Consider the following 16,259-nt stretch of genomic DNA (forward strand, 5'->3'; position numbering starts at 1 on the left):
TCTCGCTCAGTCGTCTTCGTTGTCGCCGAAGTCGGGGCGGACCCCCCGGGCTGCCATGACCTCGTCGTTCGAGGTGCCGGCGGCGACCATCGGCCAGACCATGGCGTCCTCGTGGACGATGAAGTCGATCACGACCGGGCGGTCGTTGATCGAGTTCGCCTCCTCGATGCACTTGTCGAGGTCCTCGGGGCGCTCGCAGCGGATCGCGTAGCAGCCCATCGCCTCGGACAGCTTCACGAAGTCGGGGACCCGGGTGCCCTTGTTGGGGCCGATGTCCTCGGGGCCGCTGTGCAGCACGGTGTTGGAGTAGCGCTGGTTGTAGAACAGCGTCTGCCACTGCCGGACCATGCCGAGGGCGCCGTTGTTGATGATGGCGACCTTGATCGGGATGTTGTTCAGGGCGCAGGTGGTCAGTTCCTGATTGGTCATCTGGAAGCAGCCGTCGCCGTCGATCGCCCAGACCGTGCGGTCCGGGGCACCGGCCTTGGCGCCCATGGCGGCGGGCACCGCGTAGCCCATGGTCCCGGCGCCGCCGGAGTTGAGCCAGGTCGCCGGCTTCTCGTACTGGATGAAGTGCGCGGCCCACATCTGGTGCTGGCCGACGCCCGCCGCGAAGATCGTTCCCTCGGGGGCGAGTTGGCCGACGCGCTCGATGACCTGCTGCGGGGAGAGCGAGCCGTCCTCGGGCTGGTCGTAGCCCAGGGGGTAGGTCTCGCGCCAGCGGTTGAGGTCCTTCCACCAGGCGGCGTAGTCGCCCTGGTGGCCCTCGGCGTGCTCCTTCTGGACGGCCTGGATCAGGTCGGCGATGACCTCGCGGGCGTCACCGACGATCGGCACGTCCGCGGCGCGGTTCTTACCGATCTCCGCGGGGTCGATGTCGGCGTGGACGATCTTGGCGAACGGGGCGAAGCTGTCCAGCTTGCCGGTGACGCGGTCGTCGAAGCGGGCACCGAGGGCGACGATCAGGTCGGCCTTCTGCAGCGCGGTGACGGCGGTGACCGCACCGTGCATGCCCGGCATCCCCACGTGCAGCGGGTGGCTGTCGGGGAATGCGCCGAGCGCCATCAGGGTGGTGGTGACGGGCGCTCCGGTGAGCTCGGCGAGGACCTTGAGCTCGGCGGTGGCGTGCGCCTTGAGGACGCCGCCACCCACGTAGAGGACGGGACGCTTCGCGCTCGTGATCAGCTTCGCGGCCTCGCGGATCTGCTTGGCGTGCGGCTTGGTCACCGGGCGGTAGCCGGGCAGGTCCTGCTGCGGCGGCCAGGAGAACGTCGTCTCCGTCTGCAGGATGTCCTTCGGGATGTCCACGAGGACCGGACCCGGGCGACCCGTCGAGGCGATGTGGAACGCCTGGGCGATCGCCTGCGGGATCTCCTCCGCCTTGGTGACCAGGAAGCTGTGCTTGGTGATCGGCATCGTGATACCGACGATGTCCGCCTCCTGGAAGGCGTCCGTGCCGATCGCCTTGGAGACGACCTGGCCGGTGATCGCCACCAGCGGCACCGAGTCCATCATCGCGTCGGCGATCGGCGTCACCAGATTGGTGGCACCGGGGCCCGACGTCGCCATGCAGACGCCGACCTTGCCGGTGGCCTGCGCGTAACCGGTGGCCGCGTGCCCCGCACCCTGCTCGTGCCGGACGAGCACGTGGCGCACCTGGCTCGAGTCCATCATCGGGTCGTACGCCGGAAGGATCGTGCCGCCGGGAATGCCGAATACGGTGTCGACCCCGACCTCCTCAAGCGAGCGAATGAGGGACTTCGCACCCGTGACGTGCTCGACGGGGGCGGACTGCTGTCCTCCGGAACGGGGCCGCGGCTGCGGATGGTGGGCCCCGGTGGCCTGCTCGGTCATCGGCATTCTCTTCTCGATGCTGAGGGTTTTTGCGAGGTTTGTGCAGAGGTCTTACGAGTTGCGTCCTGTGCCGGTGCAACAAAAAACCCCTCGTGCCGTGAGGCAAGCGAGGGGAGCGCGCCGGGAGCGGTTGCTGGGGATTCCGGTGCTTCGTGATCTCAGCCCGGTGGGTCCCAGCTTCAGCCGACGCGCTTTCCAAGTACGAGAATTCGGGTGCGCATGGCATTGACCCTCCCCCCGGCACACTGTGCGTGTCAAGTAGGTGGGACGGGAGTCTCATTATGTGAGCGGAGGGCGGGCACGCCCGCGAACACCGGCTCGGCCGGACCCGTGGGCACGGGGAACTCTCCCGAGACGAGCGCGCGGCGCAGCCGGTACTCGTCGAGCGGCCCGGAGAACGCCATGCCCTGTCCGTGCGTGCATCCCATCGCCCGCAGCGCCACGACCTGTTCGGGCAGGTCCACGCCGTCGGCCACGGAGGTCAGCCCGAGGTCCCCGGCGATCCGCAGCAGCCCACTGGTGATCTTGTGGAGCCGGGCGGACTCGACGACGCCCTCGACGAGCGATCTGTCCAGTTTCAGTACGTCGACGGGGAGTCTGCGCAGCGCCGTGATGGCCGCATAGCCGCTGCCGAATCCGTCCAGCGCGATCCGGACACCGAGTCGGCGCAGCGCCGTCAGCCGCCGCTCCAGCTCCTCCAGGGGCACTCTGGGATCGCTGTCCGCGAGCTCGATGATCAGCGCGCCCGACGGCAGCCCGTGCCGGGTGAGCAGCGCTTCGATCGAGCCGAGCGGCATGGCGCGGTCGAGGAGTCTGCGGGCGCTCATCCGGACGGCGACCGGCGTCGCGTGCCCGCTGTGCCCCCGCTCCGCGGCCTGCTCGACGGCCTCCTCCAGCATCCAGCGCCCCAGCTCCGCGGTGCGCTCGCTGTCCTCGGCCACGCGCAGGAACTCGGCGGGGGTGAAGAGGATGCCCTGCGCCGAACGCCATCGGGCCTGCGCGGCGACCGCCGTGATCCGGCCGTCGTCGAGCGACACGATCGGCTGGTGGAGCAGGGCGAACTCGCCGTCGTGCAGCGCGGACCGCAGCCGCGTGGCGAGCTCCGCCTTCCGTACGACATCGGCCTGCATCTGCGGCGCGTACAGCTCGACCCGGCCCTTGCCCGCCGCCTTGGCGCGGTACATCGCCAGGTCCGCGTTGCGCAGCAGCTCGCCGGCCGTGACGTCGGTCTCGGCGAAGGCGACCCCGATGGAGGCCGCGACGCGCACGTCGTCGTGCCCGTCGATCGAGTAGGGCTGGGACAGGGTGACGCGGAGCCGGTCGGCCAGCTCGTAGATGTGCTGCTCCCTGGCGGTGTGATCCCTGCCGCCGTCTCCGACGATCAGTGCCGCGAACTCGTCACCGCCGAGACGAGCCGCGGTGTCTCCGGAACGTACGGAGTCGGCCAGCCTTCTTGCCGCCTGCACGAGCAGTTCGTCGCCCGCCTGGTGGCCGATCGTGTCGTTGACCTGCTTGAAGCCGTCGAGGTCGATGAAGAGCACGGCGGTGCCGTGATCGGTGGCCCGCCGTCCGGTGAGGGCCTGGCTGACCCGCTTGGTGAACAGGGCCCGGTTGGGCAGGTCGGTGAGCGGGTCGTGCTCGGCGTTGTGCTGCAACTGCGCCTGGAGGCGCACCCGTTCGGTGACGTCTCTGCTGTTGAGGATCAGGCCGCCGTGGTGGCGGTTGATCGTGGACTCCACGTTCAGCCAGGCTCCGGTGCCGGACCGGAAGCGGCACTCGATGCGGGTGGTGGGCTCCTCGATCTGGCTCGCGGCGAGGAATCTGCGCACCTCGTGCACCACGCGCCCGAGGTCCTCGGGGTGGATGATCGACGCGAGCTCGGACCCGACGAGCTCCTCCGCCTCGCGCCCGTAGACCCCTGCGGCGGCCGGGCTGACGTACCTCAGGATCCCGTTCGGCGCGGCGATCATGATGACGTCGCTCGAACCCTGCACGAGCGAGCGGAAGTGGTTCTCCTTCTGCGCCAGCTCCTGGGTGAGCGTGATGTTGTCGAGAAGCATGATGCCCTGGCGCACCACGAGGGCGAGCACGACCGTGCAGGCCGTGAAGAGCACGACCCGGTCGACGCTGTGGCCGTTCAGGACGTTGTAGAGAATCCCCAACGTGCAGACGGCCGCGGCCAGATACGGCGTGAGCGCGGCCAGCGATCCGGAGATGGGCCGCGTGTAACTGACCTGATAGCGACCGCCCGGCCCCTTGGGCGGCTCCTCGTGCCGCACCCCGTGCCGCGGGCCCACCCAGGGCGCGTACGCGAGCAGCAGCGACCCGGCGAACCAGCCCGCGTCGAGGATCTCCCCCGAGCGGTAACTGGCGTGCAGCAGGGGCGAGGTGAACAGGGCGTCGCACATGACGGTCAGCGCGAGGGCGCCGATCGCGGTGTTCACCGCCGTGCGGTTGCCGGGCGAGCGGCGGAAGTGCAGCGCGAGGACCATGCTGACGAGGGCGATGTCCAGCAGCGGGTACGCGAGGGAGAGCGCGGTGCGGGTGACGCTCTGCCCCTCGAACTCGGCGGTGTGCGCGAGGGCGAGGCTCCAGGAGAGGGTGATCAGCGATCCGGCGATGAGCCAGGCGTCGAGCGCGAGGCAGATCCAGCCGGCCTTCGTCACGGGCCGCTTGGCGAGGACCAGCAGGCCGATGATCGCGGGTGGTGCGAAGCAGAGGAAGAACAGGTCGGCGAGGCTCGGGCTGGGCACCGGCAGGCGCAGCACCACCTCGTACCAGCCCCACACCCCGTTACCGAGCGCTGCCATGAGGGAGGAGAGCGCGAACAGGAGCCAGGCGGGTCGAAAGCGGCTGCGGCTGCTCCGGGCGAACAGGAAGTTCGACACGGCGGCGACGAAGGCCGCGACGCTGAGGCCGAAGTCGCCCATGAACAGGGCGAGTTCCTCGGAACCCCAGCCGAGCGCCGATCCCGTGGCATACCCCGTGCACAGCAGGGCGAGCACCACCTGGGTCCCCATGCCGCCACCGCGCCCCTGCGCGCGCATCGACAACGGGCCGCCGGGGTGCAGCGCGGCACCCAGCGCGGTGCCCGGCGGCGGGTGGGCGGTCACCGGGCCGCCTCGGTCCGTCGGGCCGCTCCCCTGTCCCGCTTGCCCTGCCCGGTGTGCGGATGCCTCCTGCGGCCGCCGCGCGGGCCGCTCCGGTGGGCATGGCTCCTGCGGCAGCCGGGACTTCGCCCGTGCATCGGTGCGCGTGAGGGTCCCCGTCGGTGGCCCCGTCGCGTCGGATCGTTCGCCCATAGGCCGTGCATCGCCCGTCGCCCCCCTCGCAGTCCGTCACTCATCCCCGGCGCCGCGTGCTGCGCGGCGCTGCCCCAGTCGGGACGATACACCAGTCTCGTCACTCAGGGACATAGTTCCTCTACTCTCCGTGACGACCAGCGGAGATGCGGGCACTGGGTGCAGCCGGACGGGCGCGGAGCGTGGGCGCCCAACGGCGAGCGACCGCACGGGGGTTGTCCGTGGGGCCGGTGGGGCTGCTGTCGACCGGTGTCAACCGACGGTGAGCACGACGTTGTCGAGCGGCTCCCCTGCCGCGAACCGAGTGAGCTGTGTGGCGAGAAGCCTCTTGGCCCGCGGCATGAAGGCGGACGTCGGACCGCCGACGTGCGGGGAGATGAGCACTCCCGGAGCCTGCCACAACGGGTGGTCCCGGGGCAGCGGTTCGGGATCTGTGACATCAAGTGCCGCGCGGATCCGGCCGCTCTCCAGTTCGGCGAGGAGCGCCTTGGTGTCGACGACGGGGCCGCGGCCGACGTTCACCAGGAGGGCGCCGTCCTTGAGCCGGGCGAGGAAGGCGGCGTTCACGAGGCCGCGGGTGTCCTCGGTGAGCGGGGTCACCAGGATGACCACGTCGGCCTCGGGCAGCAGCGCCGGAAGGTCGGAGAGCGGGTGCACGGGACCGCGCTCCGTCGTGCGGGCGGAGCGCGCGACGCGCACGACGGGCGCGACCTCGAAGGGGACGAGCCGGTCCTCGATCGCGGAACCGATGGCGCCGTAGCCGACGATCAGGACGCTCTTGTCGGCGAGCGCCGGACGGAACCCGGATCGCCACTCCCCCAGGTCCTGCCCGCGCACGAAGTCGGGAACGCCGCGCAAGGAGGCGAGGATCAGGGTGAGCGCGAGCTCGGCGGTGCTCGCGTCGTGCACCCCGCGCGCATTGCACAACTGAACGCCAGGACGCAGGTACTTGAGGCCGCCCTGTACGTGGTCGACGCCCGCGGAGAGCGTCTGCACGGCGCGTACGGAGGTCATCTCGGGCAGCGGTCGCACCCCGACGCCCGGGGGCTTCATGTAGGGGACGACGTAGTACGCGCAGTCGGCGGGGTCCGCGGGGTAGTCGGGCTCACCGTTCCAGAAACGGTAGTTGAGCCCCTCGGGGAGCCCCGGAACCTCGTCGGCGGGGAAGGGCAGCCATACATCATCAGTCATGGTCAGGAGGCTATGTCAGACGTGCCGACGTGCAGAGGTTAGGTTGGTGACCTCTGACGGGGAGGGCCAGGGGGGCCAGGGAGGGTCACGAGCAGGTGGAGCGCAAGGCGATCGGCGCGGCGGCACTCGAAGTGGGGGCAGTCGGACTCGGCTGCATGCCGATGAGCTGGGCGTACACCGGCTCACGGCAGCGCGGCGAGGAGTCCCTGCGCACCGTGCACGCCGCGTTGGACACGGGGTGCACGCTCCTCGACACCGCGGACATGTACGGGCCGTTCACCAACGAGCTGCTGCTCGGCCGCGTCCTGAAGGAACGGCGCGCGGACGCGTTCGTGTCGACCAAGGTGGGCCTGCTGGTCGGTGAGCAGCACATCGTCGCCAACGGCCGTCCCGGCTACGTGAAGCGGGCCTGCGACGCGTCGCTGCGGCGTCTGCAGACGGACGTCATCGACCTCTACCAGTTGCACCGGGCCGACCCCGAGGTGCCGGTCGAGGAGACCTGGGGCGCGATGGCGGACCTGGTGGGCGCGGGCAAGGTGCGCTCGCTGGGGCTGTGCGCGGTCGGCGCGCGGGCCGCGCGCCGCGACGGCCGGGCCGGACTGCATGCCGGAACGATCCGGCAGCTGGAGCGGATCCAGCAGGTGTTCCCGGTGAGCTCGGTGATGGCCGAGCTGTCGGTGTGGTCGCCGGAGGCGCTGGAGGCGCTGCTGCCGTGGTGCACGGCGCGGGGCGTCGGGTTCCTGGCGGCGATGCCGCTCGGCAACGGGTTCCTGTCCGGGACGCTGACGCCGGGGCAGGGCTTCGAGCCGGACGACGTGCGGGCCCGGCACCCCCGGTTCACCGCCGAGATGATGGCCGCGAACCAGCCGGTCGTGGTGGGTCTGCGCCGGGTGGCGGCACGGCACGGCGACGACGTGACGCCGGCGCAGGTGGCGCTCGCCTGGGTGCTCTCGCGCGGGCGGAACGTGGTGCCGGTGCCCGGCGCCAAGCACGAGCGGTGGGCGCGGGAGAACGCGGCGGCGGCCGAACTGCGGCTGACGGACGCGGACTTGGCGGAGCTCGCGGAGCTGCCGACGGCGCGGGGGTCGTGGGACTGACCTCCGCGGCCACCGGCCCGCCCGCCGGCTGTCGTCGTCGGCACCGGCAGTCGTCCCCGGCTGCCGTCTGGCCGGATTGTGTGCGTGGAGATCGGGAACCTGGGCGGCGCGAGCGGTGTATGAACAGTAGAACCTCGCGTCGAAGGGATCCTGATCGTGCTTCGTCCAGCTGTGCGGCCCACCGTGGCCCTGGCCGCTTGTGCCACGCTCCTGCTCACGGCCGGATGCTCCTCCGGCGACGACGGGCAGTCGAGCACCGACAAGAGTTCCGCGCCGAGTGCGAGCGATCCGGGCGGCTCCGCCGCGCCGAAGTCGGACGACGTGCCGCCGGCGAAGGGCTCGGTGAGCGTCGTGCGCACGGTCACCGAGGACCTCAAGTCGCCGTGGGGCCTGGCCCCGCTGCCCGAGGGAGGTCTGCTGGTCTCGTCGCGTGACGAGGGCACGATCACCCGGGTCGACACGAAGACCGGGAAGAAGACGGAGCTCGGCTCGGTCCCCGGGGTGGCGCCGGCGGGCGAGGGCGGACTGCTCGGCCTCGCGCTCTCCCCTTCGTACGCGTCGGACCACATGGTGTACGCGTACTTCACGACGGAATCGGACAACCGCATCGCGCGCATGCAGTACGACGAGAAGAAGCCGGCCGGTGAGCAGCTGGGCGCGCCGGACACGGTGTTCAAGGGCATCCCCAAGGGCACGAACCACAACGGCGGGCGGATCGCTTTCGGCCCCGACGACCTGTTGTACGTGGGCACGGGCGAGACGTACAAGACGGAGCTGGCGCAGGACAAGAAGTCCACGGGCGGAAAGATCCTGCGGCTGACGCCGGAGGGCGAGCCCGCCCCGGGCAATCCGTTCGGCGACTCTCCGGTGTACTCGTACGGGCACCGCAATGTGCAGGGCCTGGCCTGGGACAAGGACAAGCGGCTGTGGGCCTCGGAGTTCGGCCAGGACACCTGGGACGAGCTGAACAACATCGTGGCGGGGGACGACTACGGCTGGCCGGACGCCGAGGGCAAGGGCGGCGGCTCCGGGTTCCACGACCCGATCGCCCAGTGGCACACCCAGGACGCCTCACCCAGCGGGATCGCCTACGCGGCAGGGTCGATCTGGATGGCGGGCCTGCGCGGTGAGCGGCTGTGGCGGGTCCCGCTGGACGGCACCAAGGCGGCACACGATCCGCAGGCGTTCCTGGAGGGGAAGTACGGGCGGCTGCGCACGGTGGTCGCGGCGGGCGGCGACAAGCTGTGGCTGGTCACGAGCGAGACGGACACACGGGGCACGCCGGGGAAGGGGGACGACCGGATTCTGGAGCTGAAGGTCAGCTGACGGCACCCGGACCACTCGGGCCGGCGACATCTTCGCCGCGCTCGCCGTCCTCGCCGTGCTCAGGGTGGCCGTCACCACCGTCACCACCATCTCCGCCGTCACGGCCATCGGCGTGATCGTCCTCATCGGGTGCGTCCCGCTGCTGGACGCGTACGACGACCTTGCCCGAGGTGAGGTCTATGGGGCCACGGCCGGGATCACCGTCGTTGAGGTCGACGCGGGTGAGCTCCAGGCGCTTGCGCTCGTCGTTGGTGTGCTTGCGGCCAGGGGCGAACAGTTCCTCGAACATGTTGAACACTGCGCCTCCAGGGGTCCTGGCCGAGCCTCCCGTCCAGCGTACGGGAGGCCCCTGCGGGCGGGCTCAGGCGGTCGGCTGGGGGAAGAGGCGCAGCCGGTGGGCCAGGGCCGCCGCCTCGCCGCGGCCGGCGACGCCCAGCTTGGCGAGGATGTTGGAGACGTGGACGCTGGCGGTCTTAGGGGAGATGAAGAGCTCCTCGGCGATCTGCCGGTTGCTGCGGCCGGCGGTGACGAGGCGGAGGACGTCCCGTTCGCGGCTGGTGAGGCCGAAGTCCTCGGCGGGGTCGGCCGGGCCGTCCGGGCGCGGCACGTCGCGGGTGAGGCTGAGCCGGGCGCGCTGGGCGAGCAGGGCGACCGACTCGGCGAGCGGGCGGGCGCCGAGGTGGTCGGCGACGGCGGAGGCGAGGCGGAGCAGTTCGGTGGCGCGGTCGCGGTCGTCGCCCTCGGCCCTGGCGAGGAGGGAGTCGGCGAGGCGGGTGCGGGCGCGGGCCAGGTCGTAGGGGCGGTCGACGGGTTCGAGGGCGGTGACGGTGGCGGACCAGTCGTCGGGGGTGACGCGGCCCTCGGCACGCAGGAGCTCGGTGCGGACCCACAGTTCGTACGCCTGCCAGACGGGGACCGGGGTGGCCTGGCGCTTGGCGGCGTCCCGGATGCGGGCGACGGCCTCGGCGCGGCCGGCGTCGGCGGCGGGCAGGCCGCGGGCGTCGGCCTCGGCCTCGGCGGCGGCGAGCAGCAGGGGCCAGATGTAGCGCTGCAGGGAGGGCGGCAGGCCGGCGGTGACGAGGCGGTCGAGTTCGGCGCGGGCGTCGAGCAGGCGGCCCTGGGCGGCGGCGAGTTCGATGGCGCGGTGGGCGAGGGGGAGGTCGTGCTGGGGTTGGGGATCGTGGGTGCCGAAGTACCGGCGGGCGGCGGCGAGGTGGTCGGTGGCCTCCTGGAAGGCGCCGCGGCCGAGGGCGACGGACGCGAGGTGGGTGGTGGCCGTGGCGCGCGGCTTGTCGCTCAGGGCGAAGCGGGACGTCCAGTTCGCGGCCTTGACGGCGTCGTCCCAGCGGCCGAGCGAGACGAGGGACTCGGCCTGGTTGGAGCGGACCCAGGCCTTGGTGTCGGTGAGGCCGAACCGGCGGCACAGCTCGACGCCCTCGTCGCAGATCCGGACGGCTTCGGCGGAGCGGCCGGCGCCTTCCAGGTGGGAGGGGAGGTTGACGTTGACGTTGCTGATCCGGGCCATCAGGCCGAGTTCGGCGGAGCGGTCGCGCACGGCGTACATCTCGGCGAAGCCCTGCTCGATGGAGCCGGCGTCGACGAGGAGGCCGCCGCGGATGAGGCGGGCGTGCAGTTCGGTCTCGTCGTCGCCGACCATCTGGGCGTACTCGACGGCCCGTTCGGCGGCGGCGAGGGTCTCGCCGCCCGGGTTGTGCAGCATGCCCCAGGCCGCGGCGTGCGCGAGGACCTCGGCGTGCACGGCGGACGGGGGCAGGCCGCGGACCAGTTCCTGGGCCTTGGCGATCTCGTCCCAGCCGTTGCCGCGGGCGATGTGGGAGATGATCCGGGAGCGCTGGATCCAGAACCAGGCGAGGCGCAGCGGGTCGGCGGCGCCGCCGGCCGCGGCCTCGTCCAGGATGCGGATCGCGCGCTTGCCGATCTTGAGGGCGCGCTCCCGCTCCCCGCAGAGGCGTCCGGCGGCGGCTGCCTCGGCCATCAGGTCGAGGTAGTCGAGGCGGGTCTCGGCGGGGTCGCAGCCGCAGGAGAGATAGGCGACCGCGTAGTCGCCCATCCGCAGCTGCGCGCGGATCTCCTCGGGTGCTTCGTCCCACAGCTCCATCGCCCGCTCCAGGAGCCGGAGCTGCTCGGAGTAGGCGTGCCGGCGGCGGGCCTCGACGGAGGCGTCGAGGACGGCGGGCAGGGCCTTCGCCGCGTCGTGGGCGTGGTACCAGTAGCTGGCCAGGCGCATGACGCGGGCCTCGGCGGGGACCAGGGCGGGGTCGTCCTCGAGGGCTTCGGCGTAGCGGCGGTTGATGCGGGAGCGCTCGCCGGGCAGCAGGTCGTCGCTGACGGCCTCGCGGACCAGGGAGTGGCGGAAGCGGTAGCCGTCGCCGTCCGTGGAGGCGAGCAGGATGTTGGCGCCGACGGCGGCGCGCAGCGCCTCGATGAGGTCGTCCTCGCCGAGCCGGGCGACGGCGGCGAGCAGCGGGTACTCGACGGTGGAGCCGCCCTCGGCGCAGATCCGGGCGACGCGCTGGGCGTCCTCGGGCAGCGACTCGACGCGGACGAGGAGGACGTCGCGCAGCGAGTCGGTCAGGCCCGTGGCGCAGCCCTCGGCGGCGGAGACGGCGAGTTCCTCGACGAAGAAGGCGTTGCCGTCGGAGCGGCGGAAGATGTCGTCGACGACGGCGCGGTCGGGTTCGGCGGCCATGATCCCGGCGACCTGGCGGGCGACCTCTTCGCGGCTGAGGCGGCCGAGCTCGATCCGGGTCACGGTGCGCAGCCGGTCGAGTTCGGCGAGGAGGGGGCGCAGCGGGTGGCGGCGGTGGACGTCGTCGGCGCGGTAGGTGGCGACGACGGCGAGGCGGCCGTTGCGCAGGGTGCGGAAGAGGTAGGAGAGCAGGTGCCGGGTGGAGGCGTCGGCCCAGTGCAGGTCTTCGAGCACGACCACGACGGTGCGCTCGGCGGCGACGCGTTCCAGGAGGCGCCCGGTGAGTTCGAAGAGGCGGGCGGTGGCGCTCTCGTCGCCGCGTGCGTCCGATCCCGGCACGGTCCGGTCGCCCAACTCGGGGAGCAGTCTGGCCAGTTCGTCCTCCCGGCCGGCCGCTGCCGCGTCGACCTCGGCGGGCAGGGTGCGGCGCAGGGAGCGCAGGGCGGTGGAGAAGGGGGCGAAGGGCAGCCCGTCGGCGCCGATCTCGACGCAGCCGCCGGTGACGACAACGGCGCCCTGCTTGCAGGCCTCGGCGGCGAACTCCTCGACGAGTCGCGTCTTGCCTACGCCGGCTTCGCCACCGAGCAGCAGCGCCTGGGGTTCACCGGCGGCGGCTCGCTCGAGGGCGGTGTTCAGTATGCCCAGCTCGTCGGAGCGACCGACGAACACCGGGCTGACGGACCTGGTCTCCACGTCGCCGAGCATCGCACACGAATACGTGACCTGGGCAGCGATTTCAGCGGCGGGCGAAGCCGGTGCGCGGCGGCCCTGGGCGGGCGGCGCGGCCTGCGACGGCACGGGGGAAAGCGGAAAGGGGAGGACGGCAGGCAGTCCGTCCTCCCCCGCTCCCCCGTGCCGGGGTGCCGCGCTCACGCGGTGCGCGCGGCACGGTGCCGACGCGGGCGGTGGGTACTCACCCGCCCCTCGGCGTCCTGGCTGTCCGAACCGCCCTGCGGGCGGCGGGACTTGCGGGCCGCGCGCGCCTCGCGGGCCAGTCGGTAGTTGTCGGCCTCCCGGATGAGCTCGGCGGCGCGGACCTGGTGAAGCTCGTACTCGAACATGCCGTCTCCCTGGTGACGATCCCTGTCGGTCTCGCGGGGTGTTCCCTGCGATGCCTCAAGATTCGTCTCCCAGGGGGGTGCGGCACATCGGGAGAGTGCCGGATCTCCTGGGGCGGGGATGCCTTAGCCCCCGCCTGAGGGGCCTTAGGTACCCCCGGTCCGGGGGCTCACCGCCTTAGGCGGGGCCTCAGCTGGTCTTCGGCAGGCCCAGAAGGATGTCCGAGTACTTGGCCACGGCGAGCAGCAGACCGAGGACGGCGAGCGAGACGCCGGCCCACGCGGTCGACCTGATCCACAGCGCCTGCGGCTTGCCGGGGACGCCGAACGCGGGCTTGACCAGCACGAACGCGCCGACCAGCAGGGCGATGAGCGAGATGGTCCCGCCGACCACGGCGGCGGCGTGCCAGGAGTCGCCGTAGACCTCGGAGACCTGCTGGGCGACGCTCGCGGACTGCGAGGTGTTGAGCTGGCCGATGAGCGACTCGCGGGCCGAGGCGATCGTGCCGAGCCAGCTGCCGCTGAGGGCGACGATGCCGAGGGCCACGGACACGATGGCGCCGGCGCCCTGGCCGACGCCGGACGGGCCGGACTGGGCCTCGGCCTCGGCCAGAGCGGCGAGCTCGGCCTCGGCGGCGGCCTCCGCCGCGTCGTCATCGGCGTCGGCGGCGGCGCCATCGGCGTCACCGGCAGCGGCCTCGGCCTCCGCCCGGTCCACCGGCTCGGCCGTGTCCGCCTTCCCGGTCTTCTCGGCCTTCTCCGTCTGCTCGGCCGTCTCCGTCTGTTCGGCGGCGGCCTCGGCCCCCTCCGTGACGGCCGTCTCCTCCGCAACCTCGGCGTCGCGCTGCGCATCAGTCTTCGTAGTCATGCTGCGCACCGTACGGACGGAGTCTGAGAGGTCTCTTAACGTTTCTTGTGTCCGTCGCGTGCGCTGCGCCACTCCGGCGCGAGCACGGACCAGACCTCCAGGTCATGGCGGATCCCGCGCCACGGACGGGCCTCGCGGTGCACGCCTTCCTGGGTGAATCCGAGGCGGCGGGCGACGTTCAGGCTCGGCGTGTTGCCGGACGCGGCCACCCATTCCACCCGGTGGAAACCGCGCTGCTCGACGAGCGAGTCGATCAGGAGGCGCATGGCGCGGGTGACCAGACCGCGGCCGGACGCGGCGGGCTCCAGCCAGCAGCCGACCTCGGCGTTGCCGAGCTCCGCGTCGACGTTCAGCGTGAGCACACCGCCGACCAGCTTTCCGTCCAGCCAGATGCCGTGGAGCCCGCCGGTGTCGGCGCAGCGCATGTCGGCGTACCGCTGGAGGGTCGCGCGGGCGGAGGCGACGTCGGTGGCCTTCGAGCCGAAGGGGATGAACTGCCCGATGAAGTCCCGGCCGCGGTCGAGGTGCGCCAGGAACTCCTCGGCGCGCCAGGGGTCGAGGGGACGCAGTTCGGCGCCGTCGTCACCCAGGGATATCGCGTACATCAGGCTCCTTCGCCAGCAGATCGTCCAGCTCGGCGACGGTGCCGCGCTGTCCCGGGATCCTCGCATCCGCGGCGGCCCGGCACTCCGGCGGCTCGATGCTGAGGCGGGGCAGGCGCCGGTCGAGCCACTTGGGCAGCCACCAGTTGGCGCCGCCGAGCAGGTGCATCAGGGCCGGCACCAGGAGCGTCCGCAGGATGAACGCGTCGACGGCGACGGCGACCGCGAGCGCGATGCCGAACATCGCGATCACCCGGTCCCCGCTGAGCACGAAGGCCAGGAAGACCGAGATCATGATCACGGCGGCCGAGTTGATCACGCGGCTGGTCTCGGCGAGCCCGACCCGCACGGCCCGCCGGTTGTCGCCGGTCTCCAGCCACTCCTCGTACATCCGGCTCACCAGGAACACCTGATAGTCCATGGAGAGCCCGAACAGGACCGACACCATGATCACGGGCAGGAAGGGTTCGATGGGCCCCGAGCGGCCGAGCCCGAGCAGTTCGCTCCCCCAGCCCCACTGGAAGATCGCGACGACGACGCCGAAGGCGGCGGCGACGGCGGCGATGTTCATCGCGGCGGCCTTGAGCGGGATGCCGATCGAGCGGAAGGCGAGGAGCAGCAGGAGGCAGCCGAGTCCGACCACGACGCCCACGAACAGGGGCAGCTTGCCGACGATGACCTCGGCGAAGTCGTCGTAGCTGGCGGTGACGCCGCCGATCTGCGCGTCGAGTCCGGAGTCCGGGACGACGTCCGTGCGCAGCCGGTCGACGAGCGCGCTGGTCTGCTCGGACTGCGGGGCGGAGGTCGGGACGACGGTGAGGTAGGCGGTGCTGTCGTCGGCGTTGTAGGTGATCGGGGAGACGGAGGCGACGCCGTCGGTGGTCCGCAGGGCGCCGGTCAGCTCGGTCAGGGCGGCCTTGTCCTGGGCGCCGTCGACCTCGGTGACGAGGGTGAGCGGCCCGTTCACGCCGGGTCCGAAGCCGTCGGCCAGCAGGTCGTAGGCCTGCCGGGTGGTGGCCGACTTCGGGTTGTTGCCCTGGTCGGAGGTGCCCAGGTGCAGCGACATCATCGGCAGCGCGAGGACCGTGATCACGGCGAGGGCGATGCCGCCGAGGAGCTTGGGGTGGCGCTCGACGAAGGCGGCCCAGCGGGCGGCGAGCCCGGTGGGCAGCTCCGGCTCGGGCCCGTGCTCGGCGAGCCGGCGCCGCTCGCGCCGCGACAGGGCGCGCATCCCGATGAACGAGAGCAGGCCGGGCAGCAGCGTCACCGACGCGGCGACGGTGAGCAGCACGGTCACGGAGGCGGCGATGGCGACCCCGTTGAGGAAGCTGAGCCGGAGGATGAGCATGCCGAGGAGGGCGATGCAGACGGTGGCGCCCGCGAAGACGACGGCGCGGCCGGTGGTGGCGACCGCCCGTTCGGCGGCGACCGCCACCGGCAGTCCGCGCTTGAGGCCCTTGCGGTGCCGGGTCACGATGAACAGCGCGTAGTCGATGCCGACACCCAGCCCGACGAGCATGCCGAGCATCGGCGCGAAGTCCGCGACGGTCATGGCGTGTCCGAGCAGCACGATGCCCGCGTACGCGGTGCCGACGCTGACCAGTGCGGTGGCGATGGGCAGCGCGGCCGCCGCGAGGGAGCCGAAGGCGAGGAACAGGACGACGGCCGCGACGACGACGCCGACGATCTCCGAGGTGTGCGCGGACGTCGACTCGGTGAGCGCGACGGCGCTGCCGCCGAGCTCGACCTGCAGCCCGTCCGGGCCGTGGTTCTCGGCGTCGAGCGCCGTGTCCACGACGGCCCTGGCCTGGTCCTTCGGGATGTCGTCGGCCTGCTGGTCGAAGGTGACCGTGGCGTACGCGGTGTGGCCGTCGGCGCTGATCTGGGCGGCGCCGGCCGCCTCGTACGGGGAGCCGACCGACGAGACGCCCGGCAGCTTGCCGATCTCGTCCACCGCGTTGCTCATGGTGGTCTCGACGTCGGCGGCGCGCACCGTGGAGCCGTCGATGTGCCAGACGACGGTGTCGCTGTCGCCGCCGAGGCCGTGGAAGCCCTCGTCCAGGAGCTGGGTGGCGCGGCCGGACTCGGTGCCGGGTGCCTCGTAGTCGTTCGAGTACGCGGACCCGGCGACCGCGGCCGCCGCGCTGGTCCCGCCGAGGGCGAGCAGCCACAGCAGAACGACGACGAGCCGATGACTGACACACCAGCGTGCGAGTGCGGCCACGGACGTGCTCCCTGGGTGTTTCGTGGA

At 72.0% G+C, this 16,259-nt stretch carries 11 protein-coding genes; 2 read left to right on the plus strand and 9 right to left on the minus strand.

Translation table 11 applies throughout. The features are described from left to right. Positions 1-6: 6 nt before the first annotated feature. The 3 genes from M4J07_RS06185 to M4J07_RS06195 form a co-directional block, all read right to left on the minus strand. Positions 7-1,854 carry an acetolactate synthase large subunit gene (locus M4J07_RS06185; RefSeq protein WP_255968118.1) on the minus strand — a complete coding sequence of 616 codons (1,848 nt, stop codon included), beginning with the start codon at positions 1,852-1,854 and terminating at the stop codon, positions 7-9. A gap of 254 nt (positions 1,855-2,108) precedes the next feature. Beyond that, positions 2,109-4,901: a putative bifunctional diguanylate cyclase/phosphodiesterase gene (locus tag M4J07_RS06190; protein ID WP_305127351.1), complete on the minus strand. Its 2,793-nt coding sequence runs from the start codon at positions 4,899-4,901 to the stop codon at positions 2,109-2,111. Positions 4,902-5,408: 507 nt separating this feature from the next. After that, on the minus strand, positions 5,409-6,347 hold the full coding sequence (locus tag M4J07_RS06195; protein ID WP_255968123.1) for a 2-hydroxyacid dehydrogenase: 939 nt from the start codon (positions 6,345-6,347) through the stop codon (positions 5,409-5,411). A gap of 95 nt (positions 6,348-6,442) precedes the next feature. Between M4J07_RS06195 and M4J07_RS06200 the strand changes: the two genes are divergently transcribed. Continuing rightward, positions 6,443-7,444 carry an aldo/keto reductase gene (locus M4J07_RS06200; RefSeq protein ID WP_255968126.1) on the plus strand — a complete coding sequence of 334 codons (1,002 nt, stop codon included), beginning with the start codon at positions 6,443-6,445 and terminating at the stop codon, positions 7,442-7,444. A gap of 150 nt (positions 7,445-7,594) precedes the next feature. Next, the gene (locus M4J07_RS06205) at positions 7,595-8,770 is read left to right on the plus strand and encodes a PQQ-dependent sugar dehydrogenase (protein ID WP_255968230.1); all 1,176 of its coding nucleotides are present in this window, start codon (positions 7,595-7,597) and stop codon (positions 8,768-8,770) included. Here M4J07_RS06205 and M4J07_RS06210 read toward each other — a convergent pair. The 6 genes from M4J07_RS06210 to M4J07_RS06235 form a co-directional block, all read right to left on the minus strand. Further along, on the minus strand, positions 8,763-9,068 hold the full coding sequence (locus M4J07_RS06210) for a DUF6191 domain-containing protein (protein ID WP_255968128.1): 306 nt from the start codon (positions 9,066-9,068) through the stop codon (positions 8,763-8,765). The genes M4J07_RS06205 and M4J07_RS06210 overlap by 8 nt on opposite strands. A 63-nt stretch (positions 9,069-9,131) precedes the next feature. After that, on the minus strand, positions 9,132-12,185 hold the full coding sequence (locus M4J07_RS06215) for a helix-turn-helix transcriptional regulator (protein ID WP_255968232.1): 3,054 nt from the start codon (positions 12,183-12,185) through the stop codon (positions 9,132-9,134). A gap of 164 nt (positions 12,186-12,349) precedes the next feature. Then, the gene (locus tag M4J07_RS06220) at positions 12,350-12,541 is read right to left on the minus strand and encodes a hypothetical protein (protein ID WP_255968130.1); all 192 of its coding nucleotides are present in this window, start codon (positions 12,539-12,541) and stop codon (positions 12,350-12,352) included. Positions 12,542-12,728: 187 nt separating this feature from the next. After that, entirely contained in the window at positions 12,729-13,406 is a 678-nt protein-coding gene (locus M4J07_RS06225; protein WP_255968133.1) for a hypothetical protein, read from the minus strand. A gap of 35 nt (positions 13,407-13,441) precedes the next feature. After that, positions 13,442-14,011, minus strand: coding sequence for a GNAT family N-acetyltransferase (locus tag M4J07_RS06230; protein ID WP_255968135.1), 570 nt, complete (start codon positions 14,009-14,011; stop codon positions 13,442-13,444). Continuing rightward, entirely contained in the window at positions 13,989-16,232 is a 2,244-nt protein-coding gene (locus tag M4J07_RS06235; protein ID WP_255968137.1) for an MMPL family transporter, read from the minus strand. Before M4J07_RS06235 ends, M4J07_RS06230 begins: the two co-directional genes overlap by 23 nt. Between the last annotated feature and the right edge of the window lie 27 nt (positions 16,233-16,259).

The organism is Streptomyces longispororuber, from assembly GCF_024448165.1.
Taxonomy (GTDB): domain Bacteria; phylum Actinomycetota; class Actinomycetes; order Streptomycetales; family Streptomycetaceae; genus Streptomyces; species Streptomyces longispororuber_A.

Coding starts and splice junctions, on each gene's coding strand:
- M4J07_RS06230 (WP_255968135.1), bottom strand. CDS start 14,011: ATGTACGCGATATCCCTGGGTGACGACGGCGCCGAACTGCGTCCCCTC.
- M4J07_RS06220 (WP_255968130.1), bottom strand. CDS start 12,541: ATGTTCGAGTACGAGCTTCACCAGGTCCGCGCCGCCGAGCTCATCCGG.
- M4J07_RS06185 (WP_255968118.1), bottom strand. CDS start 1,854: ATGACCGAGCAGGCCACCGGGGCCCACCATCCGCAGCCGCGGCCCCGT.
- M4J07_RS06225 (WP_255968133.1), bottom strand. CDS start 13,406: ATGACTACGAAGACTGATGCGCAGCGCGACGCCGAGGTTGCGGAGGAG.
- M4J07_RS06190 (WP_305127351.1), bottom strand. CDS start 4,901: ATGCGCGCGCAGGGGCGCGGTGGCGGCATGGGGACCCAGGTGGTGCTC.
- M4J07_RS06195 (WP_255968123.1), bottom strand. CDS start 6,347: ATGACTGATGATGTATGGCTGCCCTTCCCCGCCGACGAGGTTCCGGGG.
- M4J07_RS06215 (WP_255968232.1), bottom strand. CDS start 12,185: ATGCTCGGCGACGTGGAGACCAGGTCCGTCAGCCCGGTGTTCGTCGGT.